At 69.2% G+C, this 11,666-nt stretch carries 12 protein-coding genes; 4 read left to right on the top strand and 8 right to left on the bottom strand.

Annotation, left to right across the window (positions count from 1 at the left end; genetic code table 11):
- Positions 1-104 precede the first annotated feature (104 nt).
- The 5 genes from ACZ5VQ_RS03055 to ACZ5VQ_RS03035 form a co-directional block, all read right to left on the bottom strand.
- Complete coding sequence (locus ACZ5VQ_RS03055; RefSeq protein WP_469103389.1) at positions 105-983, bottom strand: geranyl diphosphate 2-C-methyltransferase; 879 nt, start codon at positions 981-983, stop codon at positions 105-107.
- Positions 984-1,033: 50 nt separating this feature from the next.
- Positions 1,034-2,086, bottom strand: coding sequence for a family 2 encapsulin nanocompartment cargo protein terpene cyclase (locus ACZ5VQ_RS03050; RefSeq protein WP_469103388.1), 1,053 nt, complete (start codon positions 2,084-2,086; stop codon positions 1,034-1,036).
- Positions 2,083-3,510, bottom strand: coding sequence for a family 2B encapsulin nanocompartment shell protein (locus ACZ5VQ_RS03045; RefSeq protein WP_469103387.1), 1,428 nt, complete (start codon positions 3,508-3,510; stop codon positions 2,083-2,085). The genes ACZ5VQ_RS03050 and ACZ5VQ_RS03045 overlap by 4 nt, the downstream gene beginning before the upstream one ends.
- A 432-nt stretch (positions 3,511-3,942) precedes the next feature.
- The gene (locus ACZ5VQ_RS03040) at positions 3,943-4,959 is read right to left on the bottom strand and encodes a zinc-dependent alcohol dehydrogenase (protein ID WP_469103386.1); all 1,017 of its coding nucleotides are present in this window, start codon (positions 4,957-4,959) and stop codon (positions 3,943-3,945) included.
- Between the two features lie 11 nt (positions 4,960-4,970).
- Positions 4,971-5,825 (bottom strand): IclR family transcriptional regulator, encoded by an 855-nt coding sequence (locus tag ACZ5VQ_RS03035; protein ID WP_469103385.1) that lies wholly within the window; start codon positions 5,823-5,825, stop codon positions 4,971-4,973.
- Between the two features lie 47 nt (positions 5,826-5,872).
- Between ACZ5VQ_RS03035 and ACZ5VQ_RS03030 the strand changes: the two genes are divergently transcribed.
- Positions 5,873-7,588 carry a dihydroxy-acid dehydratase gene (locus ACZ5VQ_RS03030; RefSeq protein ID WP_469103384.1) on the top strand — a complete coding sequence of 572 codons (1,716 nt, stop codon included), beginning with the start codon at positions 5,873-5,875 and terminating at the stop codon, positions 7,586-7,588.
- Positions 7,589-7,645: 57 nt separating this feature from the next.
- Here the strand turns inward: ACZ5VQ_RS03030 and ACZ5VQ_RS03025 are convergent, their stop codons facing one another.
- Both ACZ5VQ_RS03025 and ACZ5VQ_RS03020 read right to left on the bottom strand, forming a co-directional pair.
- Positions 7,646-8,152 (bottom strand): SRPBCC family protein, encoded by a 507-nt coding sequence (locus ACZ5VQ_RS03025; RefSeq protein WP_469103383.1) that lies wholly within the window; start codon positions 8,150-8,152, stop codon positions 7,646-7,648.
- Positions 8,149-8,526: a metalloregulator ArsR/SmtB family transcription factor gene (locus ACZ5VQ_RS03020; protein WP_469103382.1), complete on the bottom strand. Its 378-nt coding sequence runs from the start codon at positions 8,524-8,526 to the stop codon at positions 8,149-8,151. Before ACZ5VQ_RS03020 ends, ACZ5VQ_RS03025 begins: the two co-directional genes overlap by 4 nt.
- An 81-nt stretch (positions 8,527-8,607) precedes the next feature.
- Here ACZ5VQ_RS03020 and ACZ5VQ_RS03015 point away from each other — a divergent pair, with 81 nt between their 5' ends.
- Positions 8,608-9,222 carry an NUDIX hydrolase gene (locus ACZ5VQ_RS03015; protein WP_469103381.1) on the top strand — a complete coding sequence of 205 codons (615 nt, stop codon included), beginning with the start codon at positions 8,608-8,610 and terminating at the stop codon, positions 9,220-9,222.
- 52 nt (positions 9,223-9,274) lie between these two features.
- Here the strand turns inward: ACZ5VQ_RS03015 and ACZ5VQ_RS03010 are convergent, their stop codons facing one another.
- The gene (locus ACZ5VQ_RS03010; RefSeq protein WP_469103380.1) at positions 9,275-9,682 is read right to left on the bottom strand and encodes a RidA family protein; all 408 of its coding nucleotides are present in this window, start codon (positions 9,680-9,682) and stop codon (positions 9,275-9,277) included.
- A 143-nt stretch (positions 9,683-9,825) separates the two neighbouring features.
- On the opposite strand from ACZ5VQ_RS03010, the gene ACZ5VQ_RS03005 reads away from it, so the two are divergent.
- A complete protein-coding gene (locus ACZ5VQ_RS03005; RefSeq protein ID WP_469103379.1) occupies positions 9,826-10,206 on the top strand; it encodes a winged helix-turn-helix transcriptional regulator in 381 nt (126 codons plus the stop codon).
- Positions 10,207-10,324: 118 nt separating this feature from the next.
- Positions 10,325-11,554 (top strand): NAD(P)/FAD-dependent oxidoreductase, encoded by a 1,230-nt coding sequence (locus ACZ5VQ_RS03000; protein WP_469103378.1) that lies wholly within the window; start codon positions 10,325-10,327, stop codon positions 11,552-11,554.
- Positions 11,555-11,666 lie beyond the last annotated feature (112 nt).

Raw genomic sequence — 11,666 nt, 5'->3', positions numbered from 1 at the left:
AAGATCGGAAGGAGGTGTCTCAGGACAGCTCGCCCGTGCGCAGGCAACGGCACGGCGCAGACCGGGTTTCGCGACCGGTCTGCGCCGACTGCTTCGGTGGTATGTCAGACGCGGTCGGCCGCGATCAGCAGGTACTGGAAGCTGCCGTTCTTGTACGCGGTGAGGAACGTGTCCTCGATGCCCGTGACCAGGTGATCGGCCTGCTTGCGGAGTTCCCAGTAGGGGAGGGCGTCGGCGGTCAGGTCCTGTACGTGTACGGGCACCAGCCGGTTCCGGGCCATCGCGCGGAAGTACTCCGACCGCGGGTGGATGTCGCAGATGTAGTGGGCGTTGATGAGGGACACCTCGCGGGAGGCCCGTCCGTAGGCGTCGTTGTAGCAGCCGGTGATCGTCACGTAGCGTCCGCCGCGGCGCAGCAACCGGGCGTGCTCGGCGAAGAGCAGGTCCAGTTCCACGTACATGGTGGACTCGTTGTTCCAGGACGCCGCGTACGCGCCGGACCGGAAGCCGGTGTCCAGCATGTTCCGGTGGTGATAGGCGACCTTGCCGTCGATGCCCCGCTTGCGGGCCTGCGCGTTGGCGAACTCGGCCTGCTTCGCGGAGATGGTGACTCCGTCCGCGTGGCAGTCGTACCGCAGGTTCGCCACGACGCTGCCGCCGCCGCGTCCGCAGCCGGCGTCGAAGACGCGGTCGTCGGGGGAGAGAGGGCCGAGGTGGGTGGAGAGGAGCACGGCCTGTTCCTGCTCCAGACGGTGCAGTTCGGCGGTGAGCCGCTCCCTGCGCAGGTCCGGGTCGGTCTCGTCGAGCACGGACCGGTCGGCGGCGCCGATGCCGTAGTGATGGTGGTAGAGGTCGTCGATCCTGCCGAGTTCGAGGTTGACCGGGTTCTCCTCGGCGTTCCAGTAGTCCGCGACGCGGGTCTGGTACGTGGACTGGGTCGGCACCGGAGCTGTCGTGGTGCGTGCGTGGGGGGCGGTGGTCAACGGTGACTCCTCGTGATGGTGCGTGTGACGATGTGTCAGTACCGCGCGCTTCACCAGTAGTTGGGCAAGTGGTAGCGGTGGGTGTTGGTGGCGTGCCACTCGTGGTTGCCGGCCACCCAGTCGGACAGTCCCTGTGCGTACCGCTCGACCAGGGGTGAGGTGGCGGACAGGAGCGCCGACTCCTCCTCGAACGCCGCCATGATCCTGTTGTGGATCTCGACCGCCTTGAGATAGGCGGCCTTCAGACCGCGCCGCTCGTTCGCGGCGATGACCTGGGGCAGATTCAGATGTGTGGGATCGCTGGCCAGCTCCTTGGTGAAGGAGTACAGGTCGTTGACGATCGTGGTGGCGTTGCACGCGAGAGCGGTGATCCGCTGGATCTCGGGCCGTGCGTACACGGCTTCGGGGAGTTCGTAGCCGTCCACGGCGTCGACGATCGACAGACAGGGCCGGAAGTTGTTGAACTGCCGCATCACCAGGTACTCCCACACTTTGGGCACGTACCGGATCTCCGACCAGGCGGCCTCGCCGAGGTAGCCGAGGTGCAGCCGGGCGATGTCATGTACGAACCTGTCGGTCTGACTGGGAGTGGCGAGGACGGCGTAGTCCCGCAGCGCGAAGTGGTACGAGCGCAGCGGCCCGTCGGCCCGTACCCCGCGGCGCCACTCCTCCTCCAGCTCGGGAGTGCCGTGGTACGGATCGAGCGCCGCCTGGGCCATGATCAGCCGGCCGCCCAGCCCGCGTGGTGAGCCGCCCTTGCCCTCGTCCTCCTCGCAGTAGAGGTTGTCGACGAGGTTCTCGGCGAGGAGCAACTTGCCTGCGGAGACGAGCCGTTCGAGGTCGGCCGCGCGGGGATGCTGAAGGACGACGGCCCGGCCGAACTGGAAGCCCGAGAAGTCCCCCGTCCACGCCGCCGGGAACAGGTCCAGCCCATGCGCCCACTCCTCCAGCCTGCGGTCGACCTCGGCCGCCTTGCCCGGGTCGGCGGGGGCGACGGGCCGGTACCGCAGCCCGGGGATCGCCCCGCCCCGCCGGGGCTTGCGGGCGAGGCTCGGCGGACCGGGCAGCCGCGACTGCGAACCGGAGGCCGACGGTGCGCTCATTCCGCGGTCCGCCCGACCTGGACGTTCTCCAGGATCCCCGCGGCGTCGGGCACGAGGATGGCCATCGAGTAGTAGGCGGTGACGAGGTAGCTCATGATCGCGGTGGTGTCGATGCCCATGAACCGCACGTTCAGACCGGGCTCGAACTCCTCGGGAATGCCGGTCTGGTGCAGCCCGACGACCCCCTGGTCCTTCTCTCCGGTGCGCAGCGCGATGATGCTGCTGGTGTGCTGCGGAGTGATCGGGATCTTGCCGCACGGAAAGAACGGAACACCCCGCCAGGAGGGCACTTCATGGCCCTCGACGTTCACCGTGCCGGGCACCAGGCCGCGCCGGTTGCACTGCCGGAAGAAGGCGGAGATCGCCTTCGGATGGGCCAGGAACAGCCGGGTCTTGCGGCGCATCGACAGCAGCTCGTCGAGGTCGTCGGGTGTGGGGGCACCGGAGTACGTGCTGACGCGCTGGCCGTAGTCGACGTTGTGCAGCAGACCGAACTCGCGGTTGTTGACCAGCTCCCACTCCTGGCGCTCGCGGATCTCCTCGACGGTCAGGCGCAGTTGCTGCTCGGTCTGGTCCATCGGGTGGTTGTAGAGGTCGGCGACCCTGGTGTGGACCCGCAGCACGGTCTGGGTGAGGGACAGCTCGTACTCGCGAGGGACGAGGTCGTAGTCGACGAAGCCGCCGGCGAGGACCGGCTCGCCCACATGGCCCGCCTGTACGGGGACTTCGGCCTCGCCCTTGCGGTTCATGGGTTTGCTCTGCCGCTCGGCGAACGCGGCCAACTGGGCGGCGAGGGACGGAGTGCGGTCCACGAACTGCATCAGGGTGTCCCAGTTGAGGGAGAGGACCACGCCCGCGGTCTCGGCCCGCACCGAGCTGAGCCACAGGGGGTCGGCCTGGCCGATCGCCTCGTCCCCCATTCCGTCGCCGTCCGTGATGACGCCGGTGACCTCCTCCTCGCCGTACTTTCCGGTGGTGTAGCGGGTGAACCGGCCGTGGACGACCAGGTAGGCCTCGGTGACGGGCTGCCCGGCGTCGAAGATGATCTGGCCGGCGCGCACCTCCCGCACCCGGAATCGGGAGGAGATCTCCTTGAGGGCCGCGATGTCGGAGTAGCCGCGCAGGGCGGGCAGTTCGGTCAGCGTCTGGGGGATGACCTTGATGTCGTCGGCGCCGTTCTGCTCGAACTGCACCCGGCCCCGGCCGACGCGCAGCTGGAGTCGCCGGTTCACCCGGTAGGTGCCGCCCTTGATGTCCACCCACGGCAGCATCTTGAGCAGCCAACGCGAGGTGATGGCCTGCATCTGCGGTTCGGACTTGGTGGTGGTGGCGAGCTGACGCGCCGCCTGTGTACTGAGGCTGGTGAAGCGTTGCTCGTCGGTGGGCCCGGCGGCGCTTTCGGGCGAGCTTTCCGGGGCAGACACATTTCCTCCCAAGGCATGAGCGGACGTGAGGGGACGCGCACGAACATGGCTGAACAGGGTGGTGTCGGGGACATCGGGACTCGGGAAGGGTGCGGGCGGCTCGGACCTGACCCTCGGTCAGGGAGGCCGGGTGGGGGGGTGGGGGGAACGCCCGGACGGCACCCTCGTCATGGTCCGGGCAACTTGGCAGCACGCGCTGCATGTCAAAGCCAAACAGCCCCGGCCGCCACTCGGGAACCGCGCGAAAGGGGCGTGTTCACGCCCCGACGACGCCACGCCACGGCCCGAGGCAGCCCCTCGACGAGCGCGCACTCCCACGCCGGTCGAGTGCCCCCTCCCACCGGCGCGAAGGGCGCACGAACGCCTCGAAGCCCCTACAGGGGCTCCGCGTCACCGTGGGTGGTGTCTTCGTCGTAGCGGGCCTGGCCCGGCTCAGGCGAGTCGAGGATCGACATGGATCTTGGGACCGGGCCCGGCGTGGGCCGGGCGGACGCCGGCCAGGACGTCACCGACCTGATCCAGGCCGACGGTCGCGGCGACGAGGGGGCCGGGGTCGACGGATCCGTCGGCGTAGGCGCGGATGGTGGCGTCGAGGCCGGGGGAGGCGGAGAGGATGCCGACCGCCGTGACGTCCTTGAGGGCGAGGGCGCGGGTGTCGATCCGGCTCGGCTCACCGGCCAGTCCCACGTACACGACACGGCCGGCTGGCTCGACCAACTCCAGGGCCAGGCCGGGCAGATGGACGGCGTTGGAGGCGTCGATCACCGCGTCGAACGGCAGCTCCGGGACGGAGTCCTCCGTCCAGACGTGTGCGAAGCCCAGCGTGCGGGCGAAGGCGAGCGACTCTTCGGTGCGGCCCATCAGATGAACCTCCGCTCCGGCGGCGTGGGCGAACATCGCGACCAGCAGTCCTATGGTCCCCGGACCCAGCACCAACGCCCGGTCGCCGGACCGCAGTTCGGCGGCCTGTGCGGCGCGCAGGGCGTTTCCGCCCGGCTCCACCAGCGCGCCGAGCAGGGGACCGACGGAGTCGGGCAGCGCGTGCAACGAGGAGGCCGGTACCGCGAGTTGCTCTGCCAGGGCGCCCGGCCGCTGCCCGCGTATGCCGACCTCCTGCCGCTTCTCGCACACATGCTGGTGACCCCGGCGGCAACGGCGGCAGAGGCCGCAGCCGAGCATGGTGTCGCCCATGACCCGCCTGCCGATCCAGGCGGGATCGACGCCGTCACCGACAGCGGCCACGCGACCGGCCCACTCGTGGCCGATCCGTGTCGGGTAGGTGGAGTGGCCCTGGTGGAGGTAGGCCATCGCGCCCGTGAAGAACTCGACGTCGGTGCCGCACACGCCGACCCGCTCGACATCGACGACGACCTCGCCGGGAACGGCCACCGGCACCGGAACCTCCTGGACCGCGTACTTCCCGGGCGCGGTCAGTACGAAGGCACGCATCAGGCGGGAGTTCACCGCGGCCCGAGCAGGTGCTGGCGCTGGGTGCCGAGCGGTTCTCCCAGCGGCCCGAGTACGGCACGGATCTCGTCGAGGGCGCCGACCAGGGTGTCCAGGGGTGTCCGGTACGCCAGTGCGCTGATGCTCAGTGCGCCGGAGGGAGTGGTCGGCGAGGTCGCGTACACGGGCAGGGAGAGGCAGTTGACGCCGGTCTCGTTCTCCTGGTCGTCGAGGCCGTAGCCCCGCTCGCGCGTGATCCGCAGTTCGCCGTGCAGGGCGGTGGCCGCGCACAGGGTCCGCGGAGTGCGGCGTACCAGGGGTGTCGAGCCGATCCATGCCTCTACGTCGTCGAGTGTGTCCAACTGCTGGGCGAGCAACAGCTTTCCGACGGCGGTCGTGTGCGTGGGGTTGCGGCCGCCCACCGTCGAGGTCAGCCGGACGGCCCCGGTGGGCGGGTCGACCTTGGCGCGGTAGACAACCTCGCGCCCGTCGAGGACCGCGTAGTGCGAGGTCTCGCCGAACCGGTGGGCCAGCGCTTCCAGTGCGGGACGGATACGCACGTGCTCGGGGCGGGCCTCGTGGTGGGCGAAGGCCATCCGGAGGAGCTCGTCGCCGAGCACATAGCGGCCGCGGACGTCCTGGTCGGCCAGACCGGCCCGGCGCAGCGCACCGAGCGCCCGGTGCACGGTCGGCTTGGGGCTGCCGATCGCTCGCGTCAGCTCCTCAAGACCCACCCCGTCGGGATACCGGGCGAGTTCCTTGAGGACGGCGAGCACCCGGTCCGATCCCACAAGTCGGCTGCTGTCGGCGCCTGTTGAGCCGTCCGCGCCGAGGTCTGTCGATCCTTCGAACGCCTGCGTATGCTTCATGGCGTTCCAAAGATTAGACCCCTGTGTCGATTATTGGAAGGAGCTCAATGGTGACGCTCCGCAGCGCCCAGTGGTACGCGGGTCAGGACCGCAACGCGTACATCCACCGGGCGTGGATGCGCCGTGGCGTGCCCGGTGATGCCTTCGCCGACCGCCCGCAGATCGCCATCGCCAACACCGCCTCGGACCTGACCCCCTGCAACGCGCATCTGAACGAGGTGGCGGCCTCGGTCCGCAACGGCGTCTACGAGGCGGGCGGCATTCCGCTGGACCTGCCCGTGGTGTCGCTGGGCGAGACACAGGTGCGGCCCACGGCGATGCTCTGGCGCAACATGGCGGCGATGGCCACGGAGGAGATGCTGCGGGCCAATCCCATCGACGGCGTCGTCCTGTTGGGAGGGTGCGACAAGACCATCCCGTCGCTGCTGATGGCCGCCGCCTCCGTGGACCTGCCCGCCGTCGTCGTGCCCGGCGGCCCGATGCTCACCGGCACCTTCCGCGGTACGCCGCTGGGGTGCGGCACCGACGTGTGGCGGCTGTCGGAGGAGGTGCGGGCCGGCACGCTCTCCCAGGAGCAGTTCGCCCGGTCCGAGTCGGCGATGATCCGCAGCCGGGGGCACTGCAACACCATGGGAACGGCCTCCACCATGGCGTTGGTGGCCGAGGCCCTCGGCACGGTCGTGCCGGGTGTGGCCGGTACCCCCGCCCCCGACAGCCGACTGCTGGAGGCCGCGCACGGCACCGGCCGGCTGGCGGTGGACATGGTCGCCGTCGACCGGCGGCCGGGGACCTTCCTGACCAAGGCGTCCTTCCACAACGCCATCGTCGCGCTGGCCGCGATCGGCGGCTCGACCAACGCGGTCGTCCATCTCCTGGCGATCGCGGGGCGGTTGGGGATAGACCTGTCGCTCGACGACTTCGACCGCATCGGCTCCAGGGTGCCGGTCCTGGTGGACCTCCAGCCGGCCGGGCGCTTCCTCATGGAGGACTTCCACCGCGCCGGAGGCCTGTCCGCCGTCCTGCGCGAGGTACGCGACCTGCTCGACCCGGACGCGCTCACGGTCACCGGCGAACCGCTGGTGGCCCATCTCGACGACGCGCCGATCTGGGACGGCGAGGTCATCCGCACCCGCGCCGAGCCGCTGGTCGCCGAGGGCGGCATCGCCGTGCTCCGCGGCAAGCTCGCCCCGGACGGCGCGCTCATCAAGCCCGCCGCGGCCTCCGCGCACCTGCTGCGCCATCGCGGCCGGGCGGTGGTCTTCGACTCGATCGAGGACTTCCACGCCCGCATCGACGACCCCGATCTCGACGTCGACGCCGACTCGGTCCTCGTACTGCGCGGCTGCGGCCCCAAGGGCTACCCGGGCATGCCCGAGGTCGCCAACATGCCGCTCCCGAAGAAGCTCCTCGAACAGGGCGTCCGCGACATGGTCCGCGTCTGCGACGGCCGCATGAGCGGCACGGCGTACGGCACCGTCGTCCTGCACGTGGCCCCTGAGGCCGCGGCCGGCGGCCCGCTAGCCCTCGCACGCACGGGGGACCACATCATCCTCGACGTCCCGGCCCGCCGTATCGACCTCGACGTATCGGCGGACGAACTGGCCCGCAGGACCCCCGACAAGGCCACCGTCACGGGTTTCGCGAGCCCCCGGCGCGGCTGGGAACGTCTCTACGTCGACCACGTCCTGCAGGCCGACACTGGCGCCGACCTGGACTTCCTCGTCGGCTCCAGCGGCTCGGAGGTGAGCCGCGAATCGCACTGACCGACATCCGCCTCCGGTGGCAGGACGGCCTACTGACAGCCGGGAACCTGCGAACCCTCACGAAGGCCGTTGATCGGCCAGGGACTCGAAGTAAGCCTGTTGCGAGGGGTAGTAGTCGTCGAAGCTCGGTGCCGGAGTGCCGTCGCGCGAGGCGACAAGCATGTCGAGGTAGTACTCCCAGCCCGGACCGATCTCGCCGAGTCCCTTCGTGGTCGTGAGGTGGTGGACGAACTGGAGTTCCGTCGTCCCGGCCGATTCGGACAGCCGCAGTTCCATGCGCCAGTCGCCCGCTTCGTCGGACGTGGAGACGGCGAGGCGCCGCGGCGGCTCGCATGCGTCGATGCGCACCTCGGTCCAGGCCTCGCCTTCCTCGAACGCCATCCGGACCCGGATGGTACGACCCGGCGCCGCGTCCCCTTCCCAGGGACCGAACCACCGTGCCGTGCGCTCCGATTCGGTGACGCTCGCCCAGACGTCGTCGATGGGCGCCCGGAAGGTACGGGTCACGATCAGGTCGTTGCCGTCGGCGGTGGGCATGAGCCGGCCGCTGGGTACTGGTTTCATGCGGTGTCCTCCGTATGTTCTCCACGTTCTCCATGTGCTGCCGTGCGACGCATGGACCTCTCACGGCGGGTGCGACGAACCTCTGTCTCAAGGGCGTCCAGGCGCTGATCCCAGTCGCCCGGCGCGCGAATCACAGCGACCCACTCGGCGACCTCCGCCAACGGCCTCGCATCGAGCCTGTACATCCGCCGCCGCCCCACGAGCTCATCGTGAACCAGCCCGCACTCCCGCAACACCCGCAGATGCCGACTGACCGCCGGCCGACTGATGCTGAAGCAACGCGCAATCTCCCCCACCGTGAGCGTGGCCCCACGCAACATGAGAAGGATCTCCCTGCGCACGGGATCCGCTATCGCGTGGGCCACGGCGTCCATGCTGGAAGCGTAACTCATTGGTTACGGGTTTGCGGGGGGCCGCTCCGGAGTAAGGCCGGGATGTCAGAGCCACTTGGCATCATGAGCACGGTGAATACGACCGGTGCTGCAGACGAGGTTGACCAGCATCTTCGTGCGCGGCTGACGAGTCTGATGGAGGGGGTTCGTCCCTGGGACGAGCAGGAGCGTGCCCATCTCGCCGAGGCGGTGGAGTGGGTTGCCGGCGGAGCTCCGCTGTATCGGGTGCGGAAACCCGATGTGCCGGTGGTCCATCTGGTCAGCTACTTCGTGGTCCTGGACGAGGAGCGCGGCGAACTCCTGCTGGTCGCCCACCGGAAGGCCGGTCTGTGGCTTCCCAGTGGTGGTCACGTCGAGCCGATGGAGGACCCGTGGGACACGGTGGTGCGTGAGTGCCGCGAGGAACTGCACATTGAGGCCGTCCCGTCGGCGGTCGCCGGTGGTGAGCCGTTCTTCCTGACCATCACGCAAACCCGCGGGGCGGGCCGTCACACCGATGTGTCGCTCTGGTACGTCCTCCAGGCGGATGCCGGCAGTGTCACCAGCTTCGACGAGGATGAATTCGAGGCGATCAGGTGGCTGTCGCCGTCACAGGTCCTCGCCGAACCCGAGGACACTCTTGACCCCCACATGCACAGGTTCACCCGCAAGCTCGTGGCCGCCTGCGGTCGCTCCTGACCTGTCGTCCGGGGAGCCGAAACACACCGGTGGAACGCCCGTTGAGTTGATTTCAGTCGGTGATCGCCGTGGCCTCTACCTCGACCAGGAGGTCGGGCGCGGCCAGAGCGGCGACTCCCACTCCGGTGAGCGGTGCGGCAGGGGTGACTCCCAGCTTCGCGGCGGCGCGAGCGACGCCCTCCGCGAACAGGGGCATCTTGTCGGGGGTCCAGTCGACGAGGTAGACGGTCAGTTTCACCACGTCGTCGAAGGAGGCGCCGGCCTCGGCCAGGGCCGTGCCGACGTTGAGGTAGCACTGCTCGACCTGTGCGGCGAAGTCACCCTCGCCGACGGTGACCCCGTCGGCGTCCCAGGCGACCTGCCCGGCGAGGAAGACCAGCCTCGACCCGGTGGCTACCGACACCTGCCGGTAGAGGTCGACCTTCGCCAGTCCTTCGGGGTTCACCAGGGTGATGGCCATGCTGACTCCTTGTTCACAGCCCTTGCGCTGAGGGCTCGTTTCCGTCGAACCACGACTCTCGTGGTCTCTTGTGGTTACTGGGAAACCGTAGGAGAGTGTGCGCTGACATGGAAGAACGCACTTTTCAGTGACTGGGGAACCTCATGGTGACCAAGCAGTTCAGCGGCTCGCCCGACGAAGCGGACCTGACGCGCGCGGACTCTCTGGCGCGGGAGATCTTCTCGGACGTGGCCAACAAGTGGGCGTTCCTGATCATCGAAGCCCTCGGTGAGCGCACCTTGCGCTTCAGCGAACTGCGGGACGAGGTCGAGGGCATCAGCCACAAGATGCTCACGCAGAACCTGCGCATGCTGGAGCGCAACGGCCTGGTCGGCCGGAAGGTGCACCCCACCGTGCCGCCGCGAGTCGAGTACACCCTCACCGAGCCGGGCCAGGGCCTACGGGCGACGGTGGACGGAATGTGTGACTGGACCCACCGCTACTTCGGCCACATCGAGGCCTCCCGCCGCAGCTTCGACGGCTGACGCCAACTGCCTTGTCCGTGAGGCGATTTGGCTACCCGGCATTGGCCCTGGCGGCCAAGTTCGCCTACTCTCGAAAATACCTACGGGGGTATAACGTGGAGATCGTGAGGAGTCCTTCATGTCATCCATGTCCTCCACCCGCCGTTCCGCTCGGAGGCGCCACCGGGTGCTGATCGTCGGAGGCGGAACCGCCGGTATCACCGTCGCTGCCCGCTTGCGTCGAGCCGGTGTCACCGACGTCGCGGTGCTCGAACCGGCGAGCACCCACTGGTACCAGCCGCTGTGGACCCTGGTCGGCGGCGGTCAGGCCCCGCTGGACATCACCCGCCGCCCCGAAGCCTCCGTGATGCCGAGGCGGGTGTGCTGGATCCGCGAGGCCGCCGCATCCGTCGACCCCGAGGCGCGGACGGTCACCACCACCGGGCACCGCACCATCGGGTACGACCACCTGGTGCTGGCTCCCGGTCTCCAGCTGGACTGGGGCGCGGTCCCCGGCCTGGACACCGCTGTCGGACGCGGGGCTGTCTCCAGCAACTACTCTTTCGAGCATGCCCCGTACACCTGGGAGCTGATTCGTGGCCTGTGCTCGGGCACCGCGGTGTTCACCCAGCCGACCGGGCCGGTCAAGTGCGGCGGCGCCCCGCAGAAGATCGCCTATCTGGCCGCCGACCACTGGCGCAGGCAGGGAGTTCTGGACCGTATCCGAGTGGTTCTCGTCCTGCCCGCGGACTCGATGTTCGGCGTGCCGGTGTGGAGCCGGGCCCTGGAGCGGGTCGCCGAGCGCTACGGCATCGAGGTGCGGCTGAGCTCGGAGATGACGGCTGTGGATGGCGCTGCCCGCCGGCTGACCGTGACCGATCACTCCACGGGCGACGAGGAGACCCTCAGCTTCGATCTGCTCCACGCCGTCCCGCCGCAGAGCGCTCCCGACTGGGTCAAGCGCGGTCCGCTCGCCGATGCCACGAGTCCGTACGGCTATGTGGAGGTCGACAAGTACACCCTTCAACACCCGCGCCACCGCAATGTCTTCGCCCTGGGTGACGTCGCGAACCTGCCCACCTCGAAGACCGGTGCCGCCGTCCGCAAGCAGGCCCCCGTAGTGGTCGCCAACCTGCTGGCCGAGGCCAAGGGTGAGCGCAGTGAACCGCACCGCTACTACGGCTACACCTCCTGCCCGTTGGTCACGGCCCGCGACAGGATGCTGCTCGCCGAGTTCGACTACGACCTGCGCCCCGCCCCCAGCATCCCCCTGGTCGACACCACCAGGGAACGCCGGGACATGTGGCTGCTCAAGCGTTACGGCCTGCCGGCCCTGTACTGGCACGGGATGCTCAAAGGCCTTGCCTAGAAGGCGGGGTGTTCCGAGCTCCGCCCGGCCACTCCGCGAAACCCACTGCCCGAACCCGTGGGATACGTGAACTGCTCTGCGCACCAGGCCAGTTGGGACGTACGTTGTGCGT

This window comes from Streptomyces sp. NPDC033178 (assembly GCF_055577685.1).
This window is presented reverse-complemented; position numbering and strand designations above follow the sequence as displayed.

Excerpts from the sequence above, each read along its gene's own strand:
- ACZ5VQ_RS03030 (WP_469103384.1), top strand. The coding sequence starts at position 5,873 with ATGGTGACGCTCCGCAGCGCCCAGTGGTACGCGGGTCAGGACCGCAAC.
- ACZ5VQ_RS03010 (WP_469103380.1), bottom strand. The coding sequence starts at position 9,682 with ATGGCCATCACCCTGGTGAACCCCGAAGGACTGGCGAAGGTCGACCTC.
- ACZ5VQ_RS03050 (WP_469103388.1), bottom strand. The coding sequence starts at position 2,086 with ATGAGCGCACCGTCGGCCTCCGGTTCGCAGTCGCGGCTGCCCGGTCCG.
- ACZ5VQ_RS03005 (WP_469103379.1), top strand. The coding sequence starts at position 9,826 with ATGGTGACCAAGCAGTTCAGCGGCTCGCCCGACGAAGCGGACCTGACG.
- ACZ5VQ_RS03040 (WP_469103386.1), bottom strand. The coding sequence starts at position 4,959 with ATGCGTGCCTTCGTACTGACCGCGCCCGGGAAGTACGCGGTCCAGGAG.
- ACZ5VQ_RS03000 (WP_469103378.1), top strand. The coding sequence starts at position 10,325 with ATGTCATCCATGTCCTCCACCCGCCGTTCCGCTCGGAGGCGCCACCGG.
- ACZ5VQ_RS03035 (WP_469103385.1), bottom strand. The coding sequence starts at position 5,825 with ATGAAGCATACGCAGGCGTTCGAAGGATCGACAGACCTCGGCGCGGAC.
- ACZ5VQ_RS03025 (WP_469103383.1), bottom strand. The coding sequence starts at position 8,152 with ATGAAACCAGTACCCAGCGGCCGGCTCATGCCCACCGCCGACGGCAAC.
- ACZ5VQ_RS03015 (WP_469103381.1), top strand. The coding sequence starts at position 8,608 with ATGAGCACGGTGAATACGACCGGTGCTGCAGACGAGGTTGACCAGCAT.
- ACZ5VQ_RS03020 (WP_469103382.1), bottom strand. The coding sequence starts at position 8,526 with ATGGACGCCGTGGCCCACGCGATAGCGGATCCCGTGCGCAGGGAGATC.